The sequence below is a fragment of the Psychrobacillus vulpis genome, from assembly GCF_006861825.1.
Classification (GTDB): Bacteria; Bacillota; Bacilli; order Bacillales_A; family Planococcaceae; genus Psychrobacillus; species Psychrobacillus vulpis.
On sequence record NZ_VDGI01000002.1, the window covers coordinates 172,711 to 191,740 of the forward strand.

Below are 19,030 nucleotides of genomic sequence, written 5' to 3' on the forward strand. Positions count from 1 at the left end.
AGAGGAGAGATGACACTGGAAAACAATCGTTCTTCACTTGTATATCCTGATTCAATAGAAATTGAAACTAGTTCAAAATCATCTATTATGAATTTCTTAAAGAAAATAAAGAAAAATAAAGGTGCTTTAATTGGATCAATGATTTTACTTTTTTTCATCTTGACTTCGGCATTAGCACCAGTTATTGCCCCGTATCCGGTTAACGAAATGAATTTTGAAGATAGCCTACAAGGACCAAGCACAGAACATTGGTTAGGTACGGATGAATTCGGAAGAGATATTTGGACGAGGATGCTTTACGGTGGGCGAGTTTCCTTATTAATGGGGCTTTTTGCAGTTACTCTTTCGGGTACTATCGGAGTAACACTAGGTGTAATTGCGGGGTATTACCGCCGACTGGATATTTATATCATGCAGTTTAACGATATATTGATGACATTTCCTTCGTTACTTATGGCGATAGCCATTGTTGCCGTCCTAGGTGTGGGATTAACCAATGCAATGATAGCAGTAGCTATTTCTGTAGTTCCATCATTTGTCCGAGTTGTAAGAGGCTCCGTTTTGTCTATTCGTGAAACAGAGTATGTAGAGGCCTCTCGAGCGATCGGGGTAAAAAACTGGAAAATAATCATAAAGCATATTTTACCTAATGTAGCTTCTCCAATCATTATTTTAGCAACTTTAGAATTTGGTAGTTCTATATTGTCCGCAGCGTCGCTTAGTTTTCTTGGACTAGGTGAACAACCTCCAAATCCAGAGTGGGGTGCACTTGTCTATGTTGGGAAATCATTTTTAAGCCAGGCTTGGTGGATGACGTTATTTCCGGGACTTGCCATTATGTTAGTGGTGTTAGGGTTCAATTTATTGGGCGATGGACTAAGGGATGCTTTAGATCCTAGATCAAAATAGACTAATTTAGGGAGAGATTGTATGACACTTCAGCAGAAAATAGAATCTTATATTCGAGATATTGACGCTACATTTGGAATTTATATAAAACACTTAGGGACGCAAGAGGAAGTGAATATAGAAGGGAATCGTTTGTTTCAGATGGCCAGTGTTTTTAAGGTCCCTATTTTAGCAACTTTGTATGAGAAAGTTTATAAAGGTGAAATCGATTTGCATGAACGAGTAAAACTATTAGAAGAGGATTTTGTACCGGGCTCAGGTGTATTTCAGGAAATGGAATATGGGATAGAGCCAACTATAAAAGATTTGGCGACGATGATGATCATTGTTAGTGATAATCTAGCTACGGATAAAGTGATGAGTATAGTTGGAGGAGCTAATTCTGTTCAAGAGAAAATGCATCAAATTGGACTGAATAATATTTATATTAAACACACTTGCTGGGAACTTTTAAGTTTAAGTGCTGGAATTCCACCTCAACCGTATAGTTTAGAACTTTTTAATGAAATTATCCAACGTTTAATAGAAGGAGAATATGACTGGGATAGTATTGTTTTTCAGGAAAGTACAGATAACAATGTAAGTTCCGCTAAAGATATGAGTTTATTACTAGAAAAGATTGCATTAGGAGAATTTGTTTCAACAGAATGTTCAAGAGAAATTCGTGAGATTCTATTTAAACAGCACTTTCAACAACGTATCGGGGGTTTATTACCTAGAAACAAAAAAGTAGCAAACAAAACAGGTAGCCTTGGAACAATGTTTAACGATGCTGGTATCGTTTACTTACCTCATAACAAAGGAGAATTTGTCATTACTGTATATTCTACAGGCGGTTCTTTGGAGTATAAAGGGGACGAACCAATAGCGCATATTGCTGAGATTGCCTACCAATATTTTATGGACTGTCTATAGTAGGTGCCGGTATCATCCATTAGGTATGAGGGGGTAGATCATTGACAATCGAATTATTAAAAGTAGAAAATATGAATATTTCTTTTAAGGATGATGAATCAGGCACAACCTCAGCAGTTAAGGATCTTTCCTTCTATATTAATGAAGGAGAGACAGTAGGATTAGTTGGAGAGTCAGGTTGTGGCAAAAGTGTAACGGCTCTTTCTTTAATGAGGCTAATTGAGAAAAATTCTAGTTTCATAGAAGGGACAATAGAATTGGAAGGCGAAGATATAAACCTATTTTCAGAAAAAAAGATGCGTTCTATTCGTGGAAATAAGATATCGATGATTTTCCAAGAGCCAATGACATCCCTAAATCCAGTGCATAAAATTGGGAAGCAAATTGGAGAAGTCCTTCATTTACACGCACTTGCAAATAAAATAAATTGTAAGGAAAAAACGATTGAAATCCTAAAAAAAGTAGGCATTCCAAGAGCGGAAAGTATTGTGGATGAGTATCCTCATCAGTTATCCGGTGGAATGAGGCAAAGAATTATGATTGCAATGGCTATGGCTTGTAATCCTAAACTGCTTATTGCAGATGAACCAACAACTGCTCTTGATGTAACTATTCAAGCTCAAATATTGGATTTGATGAAAATGTTACAGGAAGAATATAATACTGCCATCTTATTAATTACTCATGATTTAGGAGTAATCTCTGAAATGGCTGATCGAGTGATTGTCATGTATTACGGGCAAATTGTTGAGGAAGCAGATGTACGAACTCTATTCAAGAACCCAAAACATCCTTATACAATTGGTTTGTTAAACTCCGTACCGAATATTGACAGTGAAAACGAGGGCAGATTAATCCCTATTGAGGGAAACGTACCAAATCTAGGTATGATTAAATCGGGTTGTCCGTTTCGCTCTCGCTGCCAACATGCTTATGTTAAATGTCATGAGAAAAATCCACCATTATTTAAACGAGATTCTCAATTTGTTAGATGTTGGTTGTATGAGGAGGAGGGGGTGCAAGCTTGAATCAACCATTGCTAAGTGTGAAGGATTTAAAGACATATTTCCCAACAAAGAAAATCTTCTTTAATAAGGAGAGACAAGTGATTAAAGCAGTTGACGGTATTAACTTTCAAGTAAACAAAGGGGAAACGCTTGGAATAGTAGGGGAAAGCGGATGTGGAAAGTCAACAATGGGAAGAAGTATCTTACGCTTAATTGAACCAACTGAAGGTTCGATTAAGTTCGAAGGAAAAGAAGTGACGACTTTAAATCAAAAAGATTTAAGAAAGTTACGTAGCAATATGCAAATTGTTTTCCAAGATCCCTTTGCTTCACTTAATCCTAAAATGACAGTAGGGTCTATTTTAGGGGAAGCACTTGCCACTCATCAACTAGGACAAAGCTCTAAAGAAAGAAAAGAAAAGGTAAAAGAATTATTGGGGAAAGTGGGTCTGAGTCCAATCCATATTGAACGTTATCCACATGAGTTTAGTGGTGGACAAAGGCAGCGAATCGGTATAGCGAGGGCAATAGCGGTCAATCCTGCACTAATTATTGCAGATGAACCAGTTTCTGCTTTAGATGTATCTGTACAAGCACAAATATTAAACTTATTTCAAGATTTAAAAGAAACATTGGGGCTAACATATATATTTATCGCGCATGACTTAAGTGTTGTGAAACACGTAAGTGACCGAATTGGAGTTATGTATCTAGGGAAAATTGTAGAACTTTCTGATAAGAAACAACTATTTCAAAACCCACTCCATCCTTATACGCAAGCACTGATATCTGCGGTTCCTACACTCGATCCCGATGCCAAAAAGGACCGAATTATTTTGTCTGGAGACGTACCGAGTCCTTCGAGTCCACCGAGTGGATGTGCTTTTCATACCCGTTGTATGTATAGAAAAAATGTGTGTGAGAATGTTAAACCTCGTGAAATTACAGTTAGTCCTGGGAGATTAGTGAATTGTCATATGTATGACGAAGATTATTTTGTAGAATTTTTATAGTAGCGTCCTTCGAAATGACCGTTTCATTTATGATAAAAATGAATAGTTATTATGAATAACATCATAAAACAAGCTGCTTGTATCTAGTTTTAAAGGAACTAGATACAGGCTATTTTTTATTTGGATGAATTTCGAATTGTATTTTCTTGTTCCGCAAAATATTCGACACTTGTGCTACATCTTAGCAAATTGTAAAGAGTTGTGTCTAACTAGGGAAAGTTTATCAACCTTCCGTCATAGTAACTTGGACTAGTACATACAATAGGAAAAGTTTCACATTATGCATAAGTTACTGCATATGTAAACTCCAATCATATTCATAGGAAGGGTGCGGTCTTTATCGAACAACATTAGCAATATATTTGGACTAAGTAATAATTTCATAGAAAGAAATCAACTGTACTAAAAGGGGGAAATATACTATTGAAGAAAAAACTAATTAGTAGATTATTTAGTGCATTCATGGTAGTGGCAATGATCTTCGCGATGATAGGTCCAGCAATGACTGCATCTGCAAACACAGGTACAAAGCCATTTAAACAAAATGCTCCTAGCGAAAGCACTTTACAATTAAAAGCAGCTATCGCAGAGCAATTGAATGTATTGGACGGTGGACCTAAATTACACAAAGACTTACAAGACTTATCGGGCAATCAAGAAGTTGCAGTAATCATACATTTATCCGAAAAACCAGTTGCCCTTGAAAAAGGAATAAACGAACTAAAAGGCAAAGCATTCTCCAGCTCACAAGAAAATCAAGTAAGAACGAAAGTAAAAGCACAACAAACATCTGTAAAAAAAGAAATAAGTTTAAAAAATATCTCTATGAAACAAGGTTATTCATTCGATACAGTTTTAAACGGTTTTGCAGCGGTTGTAAAAGCGAATGATCTCCCGAAACTACTTACTGTTCAAGGAGTTACGTTAGTAGAACCTGATGTAATCGTTTATGCGATGGAAGAACCAAAAAAATCTAAACCGACAAATACTACTATAAAAGATAAGAAAATAGAAGCAAAGATGAATACGAGTATTTCATTCCTAGGAATTGAACAGCTTTGGAACGAGGGATTTGAAGGACAAGGCATTAAAGTTGCTGTACTTGATACAGGAATCGATGCAAACCACCCAGAATTTGCAGGTATTTATAAAGGTGGAAAGAACTTTATCCCGAATTCATCTGACTATACAAGAACACGTTCGGCAGATGATGCATCGGAAACTTCGCCTGTAGAACGTCCTGCAGGAACTCCTGAATTTAATGCTAGAGGAAGTGCGTTCTATACATCTCACGGTACACATGTTGCAGGTACTATCGCAGCAATTGGTGCCAATGAATACGGCATTAAAGGGATTGCGCCTAAAGTAGACCTTTACGCTTATCGTGTGCTTGGAGCTTATGGAAGTGGGGCTAATTCTGGAATCGTAAAAGCGATTGATACAGCAGTGATTGAAGGCATGGATGTTATTAACCTATCACTTGGTGGGGAGAATAACTCTGAATCGGATAGCGGATCTTTCGCAATCAATAACGCTATGATGGCTGGGACAATCGCAGTTGTAGCAACAGGTAACTCAGGTCCAAACAGAGGAACAATAGGATCTCCATCTACAGCCCGTTTAGGTATTGCAGTTGGTAACACAACGAACCCAGAAAAAATGTACAACGGAGAAGTGAATGTTAAGGTTGGACAATATAACCTTACTAAGCAATTACAGTTGATGGGAACTACTTTTGGGAAAGACCTAGCAACACAACTTCAAGGGGAATTTGACTTAGTTGCTGTTCCTGGAAACGGTGAAGCGAAGGATTATCAAGGAATCGATGTAAACGGAAAGGTTGCTTTGATCTCTCGTGGTAGCATTGCATTTGTCGATAAAATTGCGCATGCAAAAGCAAACGGAGCAGTTGCAACTATTATCCATAACTTTGCAGGCGGTACGAATGCACCAAATGCATCTGGAACACTTCTAGGTGACTCATTTGCATTTCTTCCAACATTTGATATGTCCCAAACAGATGGGGACGCAATTCGAGCAGCTTTAATAAATGGAGCAGGAAAAGTTACATTCGGTAAATTTGGCTCTGGTAATACAACTGGAGATGAAGTAAACGACTCAAGTTCCCGTGGACCATCTACTCCTAACTTTGATATCAAGCCAGATGTAAGTGTACCGGGTACGAATATTATGTCTACAATTCCAATGTACAAAGCAGATTTCCCAGATGCTGTTTATAATGAAGCATATGATCGTAAATCCGGTACATCGATGGCTACACCGCATATCGCTGGAATCGCAGCACTTATCAAACAAGCGAATCCGGATTGGAATCCATTCGACGTTAAAGTTGCACTTTCTAATACAGCAAAAGTGCTGAATACAGCAAAATACGATGTATTCGCTCAAGGTGCTGGACGTGTAAATGCATATGCGGCAGCTCATCCGAATGTACTTGCCTATGCTTTAGACACTGCTGTTCTAGACGGAACTGGACAAATCGTTGAAAATAAGAAAGGTACTGTAACATTCGGTCCTCAGTCACTTAAAGAAAACCTATCTGTTACGAAGCAAATTCTTGTAAAAGACATAAAGGGTAAAGGTGGAAGTTATAACGTAACAGTTGATGTGACCAAAACATTCGGTGATGCAAAAGTAACAGTGGATCAACCATCATTTACACTTGCTGGAGAACAAATATTAAATGTTACATTGACTGCTTCCAAAGCGACAGCACCAATGGGTTCTGAAATACTAGGATATATCCACATTAACGGTGGAGGTTCAGATATTTCATTGCCATTCGCTGCTAACTTTGGTGGAGAGGCAGCAACAGAAATAAAAAATATGAGTATAACAGAAAAAGACTTGTCCTTTAACGGAGATGGTGTGAAAGATTCCGCTGTGCTTTCATTCACATTAACGGGAAATGTGACTACAAACTATATTGAAATTTGGGACATTATGAATCCTGAAGGCGGAGAATACGGAGACGGCTATATTGGCTATTTACACGCAGGCGCTTCACTTGGAAAAGGATCATATACGCTGAATGTTAATGGTCAGTACAAACCATGGGGCAGTGCACCTGCAACAACGATACCAGATGGTCTGTATACAATTGACTACAATGCACTGGCAGCTTCAGGAGCAATTGGTGCCTATGTTGGACCAGTTGTTGTGAAAACAACGAAACCTGCAATTACAGGCTCTGTGAAGGATGGAGTAGCGACAGGGAAAGTAACGGACAAATATATCGAGTATAATGAAGAATTATATTTATACGGCTTAGAATATGACTTGAATGACAAGCTTAATGCTTCTTATATTGCAACTATCAATGGTAACACAGCTTCAGCAGTGGACTTTGATTTGGCACAAGACGGATCATTTACATTCCCTGTAACTGCAGGAACAGATTCCGTGAAAGTTGTGATTAAAGATGCAGCAGGCAATATTGGAGAAGCATTGATATATGAAAATGAAGAACCAGAACCAGTAGTAACACTTTCTGTAAATCCAACGAAAGTCGATTTAGAGACAGGTGGAACAGCTCAACTTTCTGTTACAGAAACTTCAACACCAGCAGAAGGTGCAGCGACAGTTAAAGATGTAACTGCAGCAGCTACGTACGTTGTAGCAGACGAAAGCGTTGCAAAGGTTTCTAACGGTTTAGTAACTGCAGTAGGAAAAGGATCTACAACGATTACCATCACTCATGGTAAAAATACAGTGTCCGTAAATGTAACAGTGAAAGATCCAGTAGTTATTGTACCTGGAGTGAAACTAGTTGCAAACAAAACACAACTTGATTTGGAACCTAAAAAAGAAGCAAAACTGACAATTAAAGAAGTAACGACAAGAGCAGATGGAACAATAAAAGAGCAAGACGTAACAAAAGCTGCTAAGTACACAGTTGCAAATAATAAAGTTGCTACTGTAAAAGATGGTTTAGTAACAGCAAAAGCTGTAGGAAGTACAACAATTACTGCTAAATACGGTAAAAACGAAGTAACTATAAATGTGGATGTTACAGAACCAGTAGTGACCTTAGTTGCAAACAAAACACAAATTGATTTGGATCCAGGAAAAGAATCGCAATTGACAATTAAAGAAGTAACGACAATGGCAGATGGAACAACAAAACAGCAAGACGTAACAAAAGCTGCAACGTATAAAGTAGCAGACGGTAAAGTGGCTTCCGTTAAAAACGGTTTAGTAACAGCAAAAGCTGCAGGAAGTACAACAATTACTGCTAAATACGGTAAAAAAGAAGTTACTATAAATGTCACTGTTACAGCACCAGGAGTGACACTTACTGCAAACAAAACACAAATTGATTTGGAACCTGGAAAAGAAGCACAGCTGTCGATTAAAGAAGTAACAACAGCGGCAGATGGCACAACAAAACAGAAAGACGTAACAAAAGCTGCAACGTATAAAGTAGCAAACAGTAAAGTGGCTTCTGTTAGTAATGGTTTAGTAGTAGCAAAAGCAGCAGGAACTACAACAATCAGCGTGAAATACGGTAAAAATGAATTAAATGTAAATGTGAATGTAACAGAGCCAGTTGTAACTCTAATTCCAAACAAAACACAAATTGATTTGGAACCTGGAAGAGAAGCACAACTGTCAATTAAAGAAGTAACGACAACAGCGGATGGAAAAACAAAACAGGTAGACGTAACAAATTTTGCAACGTATAAAGTAGCAGATGGTAAAGTGGCTTCTGTAAGTAATGGGTTAGTAAAAGCAAAAGCTGTAGGAAGTACAACAATTACTGTTAAATACGGCAAAAATGAGGCAACTGTCAATGTGTCTGTAACAGAACCAGAAGTGACACTAACAACAAACAAAACACAAATTGATTTGGAACCTGGAAAAGAATCTCAACTAACAATTAAAGAAGTAACGACAACAGCAGATGGAAAAACAACAGAAAGAAATGTTACAAAAAATGCTACGTATAAAGTAGCAAATGGGCAAGTGGCTTCCGTAAATGAAGGAGTAGTAAAAGCAAAAGCAGCAGGAAGTACAACAATCTCTGTTAAATACGGTAAAAATGAGCTAACAGTAAATGTGACCGTCACAGAACCAGAAGTGACACTAAGTGTAGACAAAAACCAAATTGATTTGGAACCAGGAAAAGAAGCGCAATTGTCAATTAAGGAAGTAACGACAACGGCGGATGGTAAAACAACAGAAAGAGATGTTACAACAGCCGCAACTTATAAAGTAGCAGATGGTAAAGTGGCTTCTGTAACTAATGGTTTAGTAAGAGCAAAAGCAACAGGAAACACAACAATTACTGTTAAATACGGTAAAAATGAAGTAACTGTAAATGTGGCAGTTACAGAACCAGTAGTGACTCTAACTGCAAACAATACACAAATTAATTTGGAATACGGTAAAGAAACACGACTGACAATTAAAGAAGTAACAACAGCGGGTGATGGAACAACAACAGAAAGAGATGTTACAACAGCTGCAACTTATAAAGTCGCAGATAGTAAAGTGGCTTCTGTAAGCAATGGATTAGTAAGATCAAAAAATGTAGGAAGTACAACAATTACCGTTAAATACGGTAAAAATGAACTTACTATAAATGTGATTGTTACAGAACCAGAATTGAGATCTTTAGTACCAGGTTCTGAAACTTTGATGCCAGGTTCTGAACCAATTCCGACAAATTAAATCCAGGTTCTGAAACTATTTTTACAATATAACTTGAGAAAGCTCTTGATCGAGAAATCGATTAAGGGCTTTCTATTTGTATTAGACTATAAATTTTGTAGTAGATTATTTAGCTAATTGATTCAGAAGAATTAATTCTCGTGGATAAAGTGATTATTCTCTCGGATAACAGCTATATTCTCTCGTATAAAGCGTAGATTCTCTCGCATACCAAAATTATTCACTCAAGAAGGGATTATATTCCATAATAAAAGTAACTTCAAAATTTCGAGTGCGTCCCCTTTAGGTGAAAGGAGCAAGAAGGGGATTTAGGAAAGTAGAGTCATTATCACAGAGAACAGTCATCTACAAGCTCAGTTGTTTTATACGATTGATTCTTGTTAGTTAATGTTGATTTCTGATCAAAAGAAAACCACTCAAATAATGAGTGGTTCATTCAATACTATATTTCCCTATACTTTAGGACTTGGTCCAAATTGATTCTCATTCTTTTGACCATCTAAACACATAAAGACAAGTAGAATAATAGAACCAATTAGAGGAATTAACCCAATTAAAATCCACCATCCACTTCTTCCAGTGTCATGCAATCTGCGAATCGAAACCGCTAAAGAAGGCAGTAATACAGCCAAAGTATAGAGGCCTGATAATAAAGAAGATAATCCTGCGACTAACTCCACTATCGAAAGAACAATAATAACGATGGCACTGAAAAGATTAAACATCCAGTATTCTTTACGTCTAGCTCTTCCTTGAAATCCTACATAATTTTTTAATACTTCTAAATACCAGTGCAATGAAAAGCCCCCAATGAAATTATAATTGCGTTAACAGTAGATTATGTACTATTACTTTTTCAGTATATCATCGGATTAATAAGTTTTTTTAGGTAAATATTGGTATATTTTAAATTAAAATTAACTAAGTTCATTCTACATAATCTTTTATTAAGGTGGATAGTTTACACTATTTTTAAAAGGGGATTTTAAAACAGATAACTTCGTCACTTCACAGATATAAAAGCAAAAGTTAGCATTAATTAATGCCTACCTATTCATTTAGGTATTGTTTTTATAATATTCTCCACACCAAACCGTTTGAGCATTATTGGGATCCCTAAGAAGTTGAGTGTGTAGAGTTGAAACTAGCACCTATAGATTTGGATAATAATGATGAAAATAGACGGTATTACATTGAAAAAATATTATAGATTAGGAATTTAAGTAATATGCGGTAAATAGGACTCGGAACCAATTATAATTAGAATTATAAGGAATATTACTCGGAAATTAGATCTTAGCGTTAATATATTTAGCAAAAGAAGGTGAGGATTTTCAGATGAATATAAAAAAATTTAAAGACAACGTAGATAAAACGATTTTAAAAAGGGGATACGACTACTACAACGAAGGGAATATAATAGAAACATATAGTCAAAGAGACAATCAATATATTTTTCTAGTCAAAGGAAGTGATGATTACGAAGTGGTAGTAAAAAAAGATGAGGATGGTGAAATTCTCTATTCTCATTGTGATTGTCCTTTTGATTTCGGTCCTGTTTGCAAGCACCAAGCGGCTGTTTATTTTAAGCTGTTTGAAATATTTAATTTTAAGGAAAACAATGGAAATGCGGAAAAAGAAACGAAAAAACAGCCGGAATTAAAAGAAGTGCTAAACAGTCTATCTAATGAGGATTTAATTGATATCATACTAGGCTTAACGCAAAATGATGCAACTTTAAAAAATAGTCTCATTGTCAAATATTCAAAAGGCGATGGTACCCGAGAACTGGAAATGTGTAAAAAATTATTAAATTCTATTGTAATAAAATATAGAGGTAGAGCAGGTTTTATTTCATATAGGGAAACCTATCGTTTTGTGAGCGAGATGGAGGAACTATTCGAAAAGGTAAGGGGTACAGATGACACATTATTAGCCATAGATATTGCATTTTTAGTGCTTAACGAAGCCATGAAGTCGTTCCAATATGCGGATGATTCTAATGGAGATATCGGTTCTTTCGTAGCAGAAACAATAGAACTGATAGAAGAAACTGTGTTTGAGGTTGATGATACAGATTTAAATTTAAGAGAAGTAATATTCGATAAACTATTGGAGGAGAGCGAAAAGAAGATTTTTGACGGATGGGAAGATTATAAAATAGGTTTGCTACACATATGTGCCGAGTTCGCTGATGTAGAAGCATTAAGGCATAAACTGAGAGTGAAAATAGAGAACATGGTCAATAAGGAATCTGATGATCGCTATATGGAATATCGCAATGAAGCTATGCTTCAGCTATTACTGCAAATAATAGAGGAATATGGGACTGAAAAAGAAGCGGAACAATTCATAAATGATAATATTAATTACTCGTCTTTTAGAGAACTGTTATTAAGTAAGTACATGATAAAGAAAAACTATTCCAAAGTCATAGAATTGGCTTTGAAAGGAGAAAAACAAGACAGCCAATTTGCAGGGTTATTATCGAAATGGAAAAAAATAAGGTACGCAGCTTATAAAGAACTTTCCCTTAAAGAAGAGCAAAAGAAGTTGGCAAGGGAATTGCTTCTTAGAGGTGATTTTGATTATTATCAGGAACTAAAGATATTAGTTGTAGAAGATGAAAAAGACGAATTTTATAACGGTTTAAAACAAGAACTGAAAACGCATAAGGGGCCACATGGAAGGAGTATGCACCTTAAGCTCATAGTAGAAGAAAATGATCTGGATGAAATTTTGGATTATGTAAAGGAAAATCCAAGAGACATAGAAAAATACGCAGACATGCTAGTAAAGAAATTTAGTAATGAGGTTAACGAGATTTACAAAAAATATATACAATCAGCAGCAAGTTCATCATCCGATAGAAAAAAATATAAAGAAGTATGCAATATACTTAAAAGATACAAAAAGATTGCTGGCAAGAAAAATCAAGAAGAATTAATACATGAGTTAAGTGCTTTATATAAGAAAAGGACAGCCTTTGTGGACGAGTTGAGTAAAATTTAATTCAAATTCATCACTCTGTGTCAGACACAATTATAGCTTTAATTAGTAAGATTCTTAGAATAACAAAGGAGTGAATTATATGAATATAACATACGAAATTATTCCTACTGAAAAGGTGGAAAGCTGTAGGGATTTATGTAATGAATTAATGGTTTTTCAAAAGTCGAAAGCGTACATAAAGCCGGAGCTGTTTGACCATATGAATTTTGATACACGGATGATTCCATCGATTAATGGTGCCATTCACAATTTTATTGTGGTAGTCAAAGATGAGGATGATATAGTCGGCTATGTCTATTCCAACATCTCTACAAAAGAAACTTATTCGAATGATTTTGCTACTTTTTTTGACCTATCTTCTGTAAGCGGAAATAATGTAGGTTGCTTATCTCAATTTTATATTAAAGAAGGGTACCGACAATATGGAGTTGGGTCTACGCTTTTTAATATGTCTATGGAGTGGCTGAAACAGTTTGATGATGTCCAAGATTATTTTATCTTTGTTTCTAATGGTAACGATGATGCCTTGAAATTCTATAAACGGAAAGGATTTTCTGTAAGTCATAAAATATTAGCTGGTTTTATCACTGTTTTGCGGAATAATGAAGAACACTCATAAATTTTATATAAATGATGCATGCTTTCCCCTCTGAATCTATATATATAGATGGAGAGGGGCGAGAAAATTGAGAAAAATAGTTGCAATTCTATTAGTATTAATGTTTGTATCTGAATTTATTTCCATCAAAGCTTTTGCAGTGGAGCAACCAACGAAATACATTGCACTTCATGATAAAATGCTGTCATTTGAGCCCGGAGAAGTGCTTATCGAGAATGCTCAGGTTTTTGTCCCACTAGCGAAAATGTCGAGTTACTTGGACGCAAACTTGGAATTCTCAGAAGATGGAATGGTTCTTACTATTAAGAAAGGTAAAGATCAGATTACGTATAATCATTTAGAGAAAACGACTTTATTAAACGGTAAATTGATTCAACCAAATCCAATTCGTTTCATCGAGGGTGATCTGTACGTACCCATAAAATTTTTAGGGGAATCTACTGGATATAAGGTAGAATACCTATCTAGTATTCAGACAATGAGGCTAACAAACGGTCGAGAGAAATCGATGGACAATGATGCTTTTGTAAAAAAAGTGAAATTGGATAACAAGCCAAAACCAGTTAGCACGAAGCCTACTGTGTATCTAACATTTGACGATGGTCCAAATAAATTCACTATCCTTAACATGAATACGCTTAGTAAATATAAAGTGAAAGGGACATTTTTCTTTGTTGGCAAACAAATAAAGCATTATCCCGAAATAGTAAAACAAACCTATTTAGAAGGCCATTCACTGGGACTTCATAGCATGACTCATGACAAGAAGATTTTATATGCTTCAAGCAATGCTTTTATTGGAGAAATGAACGAAGTTAAAACGCTAACACAAAAATTGACTGGTAAATCGGTATCACTTGCCCGAGCACCATATGGAAGTCAACCTTATGTTACAAAAGCAATGGCAGGTGAATTAGTGAAATCTGGATATAAATTATGGGATTGGGACGTTGATTCACTTGACTGGCAATACACAGAAGCAGACTATAAGCAAATTGTATCCAATGTAAAAACGGGTGTACAAAAAGCTGTAAAAGCAAAGGATTCACACATCGTCATTCTCCTCCATGACCGTGTACAAACGACAAAAGCATTGCCAGAAATTATTGCATGGCTACAAACGGAAGGGTACAATATTTTGCCATATGATCCGTCAAACCATATCGTTCAAAATTTCTTGAAGGATAAACAATTATAGAACAGAACAGAGCGGCAGAATATTAACTTCAGCCGTTTTTTTTCGTCTTTTGATAAAATAAAAATATACGGAATTGGGAAGACTCATATTGTTTATACGTAACCGAAAAGGAAGTAAAATAGAAAAAAGGAGCTTTGTTTATGGAAGTTCGAATTGAATGGATTTACAGAGTACCAAAGGGAATGGAAACAGTATTCCGCTCAGAAGAGATGCCCGCAGCTCAAGCAATGTTGTTTGTGGAAGACATGGAAAGGACCGGGCGTGTCAAAGATGTAACATTCATTGACAGGTTCGACAGTTCATGGACGGTAAAAGAGTTGAAAGGCTATTTGAAAGGGATTGAAACTGAACCGCATAACATCAGGGTTTATTTTGATGGTGGTTACGATCGTGCAACTAGTAGATCAGGGCTGGGATGCGTCATTTATTATGAGCAGAACGGGAAGTCATACCGATTACGGCGGAATGAATTTGCTGCCAATCTTATATCGAACAACGAAGCAGAATACGCAGCGTTATATTTGAGCTTGCAGGAGCTTGAACTACTGAGCGTTCATCATCTGCCAGTTCGTTTCATAGGGGATTCACAGGTAGTCATTAACCATCTAAGTGAGGAATGGCCTGTAATCGAAAAAGACCTGTCTAGTTGGGCAGACCGGATAGAATCGAAAATGAAAGACCTCGGTATCCAACCGGAGTACGAACTAGTGTCGCGAAAATTGAATGCAGAAGCGGATAGGCTCGCTACGCAGGCGTTGAATGGAATAGAGATTACGGGAACAAAAGAAATGACAGCGGATTAGAAGTAACTCGGTGTAGGATCTATTAGTCAATTAACTATTATAGAAAACGTCTCAAAAACCTCTGGATTTTTGGGGCGTCTGTTTATAATTAGATGTCACTTATATGGTGAATAGTGAGATAAATATGTAAAATGAAGGTAGACGGATTAACCTTTTTTAACGACTGTAGCACTTATTCATTCGCTTTAAAATGGTAAACCTTTTAGCTATATGCGAAGAGCCTTTGATGTTATATGTGTTCACAGTTTGGTGTTGAGATTGTCAAGGTTAGCTAGTAAAAAACCTAGATTATCGATAATTTTACTTTAGAAATATAAGAAGATTGAAATGAAAATAGCTGAATATAACTTTAGACGAAAAAACTCAAAATGTTAATATCGTTGCCCTATGTAAAAATCATGTTTCACTAGTAAACAAATTAATTCTTGAAATTATCACGTTGAATCTTTCGTCTAAATGCTATTTTCAAGAGGCTCTAATCTATCTTTCTTAAGTAGTTTGGCAAATTCAGTTGCGGGCAGAGGTTTAGAGAACAAATAACCTTGAATCGTGTTGCAATTGTACTTTTGTAATAAATTGAGTTGTTCAATTGTTTCGACTCCCTCAGCGATTACGCTCATCTTTAACTGATGAGATAATTGGATAATCATATTAACAATGAAATTCGAGTCCTCTTCGTGTGAATTACTTAAGTCATTAATAAAAGAACGGTCAATTTTGAGAATATCTATTTTCCCTTTAAATCGATTTAAATAAGAGAGAGAGGAATACCCTGTACCAAAATCATCTAAAGCAATTTTAATTCCTAAATTTCTTAGATCATCTAAAATGGAGAAAACGACTTCTTCATTTTCTAAAAGAGACGATTCTGTAATTTCGATTTCTAAGTATTGAGCTTCTAGATTCGTTTCCTTTAATGTTTGAACGATATTGGTAATTAAATCTCTTTCTAAAAAACGAGTAGCAGATAAATTAATAGAAATTGGAATCATAGGTAGTTTCGCTTCATGCCAAGCTTTAATTTGAGTACATGCAGTATGTTTAACCCATTTTCCTATTTCATTAATTAATCCAGTGCTTTCTGCTAATGGAATAAATTCATTTGGGCTAATAATTCCCCATTTTGGATGATTCCATCTTATAAGAGCTTCAGCACCAATCATTTGATTAGTTTTTGCATAAATTTTTGGTTGGTAATACAATTCTAATTGGTTTCGCTCAATTGCATATCGAAGATCAGACTCTATTGATGATAATTTGTTTGTATGTTTGGAATTTGTTTTGTCCGAGCTATTCTCTAAATTTACTTTAGATTGCATAATCTTTCTCCTCGTATATTAGTATGATGAGCTCTCTCGAATAGAATTTCCAGTTGATCTGAACCTCTTAGACAAGATCAACTGGATCCTATTATAAAAGGGTTTTTATTGAAAAATTAGAAAAAACTAATAAAACTAAAAGATGTGCGGTAGATCTAAAGTAGTGATTGTGCCATTACCTTTTGCTTGAGCAGGCTCAATACTAGTGCTTGTATAAAGTACTACGGATAAAACAAATAGAACGATTAATAATTTTTTCATTGTGTTTACCTTCCTTTTCATAATAAAATGGGGTGATTTTTTGGAAATGAAATACTTAGGTTTAGAAATTAGTAAACTTAGAGCTGAATTAGGGATGTCCCAAAAAGAGCTTGCCAATAATATTTGTACACAATCGACAATTAGTCGAATTGAAGCAGGAGAAGTTTATCCAGCAATAGATACTTTATTAAAAATCGCATTAAAGTTACAAGTTCCTATCGAATATTTTATAGAAATGTTATTTCATAAAAATGTTTTAGAAAGTGAAAGCTTAATAAAAAATATTGAGTTTCACTTAAAAGAACATAATTATAAAAAAGTTATTTCGATTATCAACAAAAATGATATCAATAAAGAAAACATTTGGTTGAATTTTTATTTAGAATATATGTTACATACAGCACATTACGCTTTAAAAATTATTACTCCCGAAGAATGCATATCAAACTTGAAGAAAATATTAAACTATTCTAATCCAACTACCATTCAGTTCCGCTTTTTACATATAAAAATTAACAATGCAATTGCAAATGTATATGCGCAAAATGGTGAAAGTTTTAAAAGCTTATATCACTATGATAAAATTTTAAAAGAGCATATTCATAAAAATTATAGTGATTATAAAATTTATGAAACGCTTATTACAGTACTTTTTAATAAGTGTAAAGTGCTATACGATATAAATGACATTGAAGCAGCACTGGAAACTGCAAACCAAGGAATAAAAAAATCGAAAGAGACATGTTTTTTCATTTTAGCTGGACAATTTTTATACTATAAAGGACAATGCTTAGAAAAAATGAACGCTCCCTTTATAGAAATTCAAGAAGTCTACATGCAAGCTTTGTTTATTTTTGAATTCCTTGAACTTCCTTTTTATATTAAAGCTATAAAAGAAAATAAAAAAAGTTTCTTAAAATAAGAGAATAAATAGGAACAGTTGCTTTATTTGCGATTTTAATATGTTGATTATTTGCTGAATTATCTAATCCTCACTTTCTTCAATCATTAAGATTGATTAGTGCCTTTTAAATTCTAATATTTGTTGGTGGAAGATACAGTAACATCTTCACATCTAAGATGAGACTCAAGAGTACAAAATACTTAGGTGAATTACTCTTTTTAAATACTTTGTGCATATAAAATATACTAGAATTTCCGCAAATAATCTTTAGGTTATGCATAAATGGATATTAAATTTTTGAAAAGTGAAAAAATCTTTTATTATTTAGTTTCTGAAAAATCTTGGTATGATTAAGTTGAGAAGACGGAAGCACTTCATAAATGATTTTAAAAGGCCTGTAACTAGTTTTGAGAATAGTTACAGGCTTTCTTTTAGTTAGAAACATTATGATTTGTATTTTCCTGTTTAGCCGGGGATTCGTTGTTGTCTTCTTGGTAAGACTCTTTCATTTTGGGTAGTTTTTTTTGTTGCGATTTTGGAAAAGCTTGTTTTGCTTCCGCTTTAGAATCTGGACTTTGAACTTTTTCAATATAATATTGAACACTATACATGGAGCCCTCTTCGACCATACGATTGTCGTCAGGATCGTTTGGATCAGAGAAACCTGCTTTCGTCATTTGAGTTGGCTGATGCTTTCTCGAATCCATATAGGAAGACATTTTTGTTTTCGAATTTTTCATCGTCGTTTTCGCTTTTTCTCTATTTTCCATTTTGTTGAAATACACGACAGCGAAGGCAACAAGCCCTCCGATTAACATGGAACGTTTTTTACCTTTTAGCATCTTCATCACTCCTTTTACTTATTGTAATAGTGATACCCATTTAAAACTGTCACCAAACATTCACTCATTGATGTTTACTAATGACTAATAGTCAGAAAAAACTTATAATTTGTATGAGGAATGATAATGTAACTTTATTATGGGGTGAAAGATGGGATGGTATGAATGGGACGGAAAAAGATTTTGCAACGGAAGCATTTATTAATACACTTCCAAATGGATTAATTTATCGATATATGCGAAGAACTTTTGATATTGTAACGAATGGTGAGTACTCCAAGTTCCATGAGGAAAGTGGGTATGATCCAGTTATGCACGATCCAATTGTAGCAAATTTGGCAAGTACAACTTTTAAGATACCGGAGTGGCTTGCTTTAGAGATTTACGAAGAGACGGAAGTAGCGATAGCCAGATATCATTTTAAACGGAAGAATCCAACGGTATAATTGTATAACTTTTGCTAAATTATAGAAAAGCAATTCCTGTAGTTACTTTATACAGGAATAGCTTTTATGCATTATGGATATCTTGCAA

At 35.2% G+C, this 19,030-nt stretch carries 14 protein-coding genes; 11 read left to right on the forward strand and 3 right to left on the reverse strand.

Annotated elements, in window-relative coordinates; translation table 11 throughout:
• Nucleotides 1–9: 9 nt before the first annotated feature.
• The 5 genes from FG384_RS03310 (at nt 10) to FG384_RS03330 (ending at nt 9,538) form a co-directional block, all read left to right on the forward strand.
• Nucleotides 10–909 carry an ABC transporter permease gene (locus FG384_RS03310; RefSeq protein ID WP_142641140.1) on the forward strand — a complete coding sequence of 300 codons (900 nt, stop codon included), beginning with the start codon at nt 10–12 and terminating at the stop codon, nt 907–909.
• Between the two features lie 21 nt (nt 910–930).
• Nucleotides 931–1,824 (forward strand): serine hydrolase, encoded by an 894-nt coding sequence (locus tag FG384_RS03315; RefSeq protein ID WP_142641141.1) that lies wholly within the window; start codon nt 931–933, stop codon nt 1,822–1,824.
• A 71-nt stretch (nt 1,825–1,895) separates the two neighbouring features.
• Nucleotides 1,896–2,852 (forward strand): ABC transporter ATP-binding protein, encoded by a 957-nt coding sequence (locus FG384_RS03320; RefSeq protein ID WP_205961739.1) that lies wholly within the window; start codon nt 1,896–1,898, stop codon nt 2,850–2,852.
• Nucleotides 2,849–3,844: an ABC transporter ATP-binding protein gene (locus tag FG384_RS03325; RefSeq protein WP_142641143.1), complete on the forward strand. Its 996-nt coding sequence runs from the start codon at nt 2,849–2,851 to the stop codon at nt 3,842–3,844. Before FG384_RS03320 ends, FG384_RS03325 begins: the two co-directional genes overlap by 4 nt.
• 462 nt (nt 3,845–4,306) lie before the next feature.
• Nucleotides 4,307–9,538: a S8 family serine peptidase gene (locus FG384_RS03330; RefSeq protein ID WP_420849939.1), complete on the forward strand. Its 5,232-nt coding sequence runs from the start codon at nt 4,307–4,309 to the stop codon at nt 9,536–9,538.
• Between the two features lie 452 nt (nt 9,539–9,990).
• Here the strand turns inward: FG384_RS03330 and FG384_RS03335 are convergent, their stop codons facing one another.
• Complete coding sequence (locus FG384_RS03335) at nt 9,991–10,335, reverse strand: DUF805 domain-containing protein (protein ID WP_142641144.1); 345 nt, start codon at nt 10,333–10,335, stop codon at nt 9,991–9,993.
• 541 nt (nt 10,336–10,876) lie between these two features.
• Here FG384_RS03335 and FG384_RS03340 point away from each other — a divergent pair.
• From FG384_RS03340 to FG384_RS03355, 4 genes are all read left to right on the forward strand, one after another.
• Entirely contained in the window at nt 10,877–12,550 is a 1,674-nt protein-coding gene (locus FG384_RS03340) for an SWIM zinc finger family protein (protein ID WP_142641145.1), read from the forward strand.
• A 79-nt stretch (nt 12,551–12,629) separates the two neighbouring features.
• Nucleotides 12,630–13,169: a GNAT family N-acetyltransferase gene (locus tag FG384_RS03345; protein WP_142641146.1), complete on the forward strand. Its 540-nt coding sequence runs from the start codon at nt 12,630–12,632 to the stop codon at nt 13,167–13,169.
• 67 nt (nt 13,170–13,236) lie between these two features.
• Nucleotides 13,237–14,367: a polysaccharide deacetylase family protein gene (locus tag FG384_RS03350; RefSeq protein ID WP_142641147.1), complete on the forward strand. Its 1,131-nt coding sequence runs from the start codon at nt 13,237–13,239 to the stop codon at nt 14,365–14,367.
• A 140-nt stretch (nt 14,368–14,507) separates the two neighbouring features.
• Entirely contained in the window at nt 14,508–15,170 is a 663-nt protein-coding gene (locus FG384_RS03355; RefSeq protein ID WP_142641148.1) for a reverse transcriptase-like protein, read from the forward strand.
• Nucleotides 15,171–15,622: 452 nt separating this feature from the next.
• On the opposite strand, the gene FG384_RS03360 is transcribed toward FG384_RS03355, so the two are convergent.
• Entirely contained in the window at nt 15,623–16,489 is an 867-nt protein-coding gene (locus FG384_RS03360) for a putative bifunctional diguanylate cyclase/phosphodiesterase (protein WP_142641149.1), read from the reverse strand.
• A 307-nt stretch (nt 16,490–16,796) separates the two neighbouring features.
• On the opposite strand from FG384_RS03360, the gene FG384_RS03365 reads away from it, so the two are divergent.
• A complete protein-coding gene (locus FG384_RS03365; protein WP_240793339.1) occupies nt 16,797–17,672 on the forward strand; it encodes a helix-turn-helix domain-containing protein in 876 nt (291 codons plus the stop codon).
• Nucleotides 17,673–18,085: 413 nt separating this feature from the next.
• Here the strand turns inward: FG384_RS03365 and FG384_RS03370 are convergent, their stop codons facing one another.
• Nucleotides 18,086–18,496: a hypothetical protein gene (locus tag FG384_RS03370; RefSeq protein ID WP_142641151.1), complete on the reverse strand. Its 411-nt coding sequence runs from the start codon at nt 18,494–18,496 to the stop codon at nt 18,086–18,088.
• Between the two features lie 80 nt (nt 18,497–18,576).
• On the opposite strand from FG384_RS03370, the gene FG384_RS03375 reads away from it, so the two are divergent.
• A complete protein-coding gene (locus FG384_RS03375; protein WP_142641152.1) occupies nt 18,577–18,942 on the forward strand; it encodes a hypothetical protein in 366 nt (121 codons plus the stop codon).
• Nucleotides 18,943–19,030: the final 88 nt, after the last annotated feature.

Coding starts and splice junctions, on each gene's coding strand:
- FG384_RS03375 (WP_142641152.1), top strand. CDS start 18,577: ATGACTAATAGTCAGAAAAAACTTATAATTTGTATGAGGAATGATAAT.
- FG384_RS03330 (WP_420849939.1), top strand. CDS start 4,307: ATGGTAGTGGCAATGATCTTCGCGATGATAGGTCCAGCAATGACTGCA.
- FG384_RS03355 (WP_142641148.1), top strand. CDS start 14,508: ATGGAAGTTCGAATTGAATGGATTTACAGAGTACCAAAGGGAATGGAA.
- FG384_RS03360 (WP_142641149.1), bottom strand. CDS start 16,489: ATGCAATCTAAAGTAAATTTAGAGAATAGCTCGGACAAAACAAATTCC.
- FG384_RS03315 (WP_142641141.1), top strand. CDS start 931: ATGACACTTCAGCAGAAAATAGAATCTTATATTCGAGATATTGACGCT.
- FG384_RS03320 (WP_205961739.1), top strand. CDS start 1,896: ATGAATATTTCTTTTAAGGATGATGAATCAGGCACAACCTCAGCAGTT.
- FG384_RS03370 (WP_142641151.1), bottom strand. CDS start 18,496: ATGCTAAAAGGTAAAAAACGTTCCATGTTAATCGGAGGGCTTGTTGCC.
- FG384_RS03340 (WP_142641145.1), top strand. CDS start 10,877: ATGAATATAAAAAAATTTAAAGACAACGTAGATAAAACGATTTTAAAA.
- FG384_RS03365 (WP_240793339.1), top strand. CDS start 16,797: ATGAAATACTTAGGTTTAGAAATTAGTAAACTTAGAGCTGAATTAGGG.
- FG384_RS03345 (WP_142641146.1), top strand. CDS start 12,630: ATGAATATAACATACGAAATTATTCCTACTGAAAAGGTGGAAAGCTGT.
- FG384_RS03310 (WP_142641140.1), top strand. CDS start 10: ATGACACTGGAAAACAATCGTTCTTCACTTGTATATCCTGATTCAATA.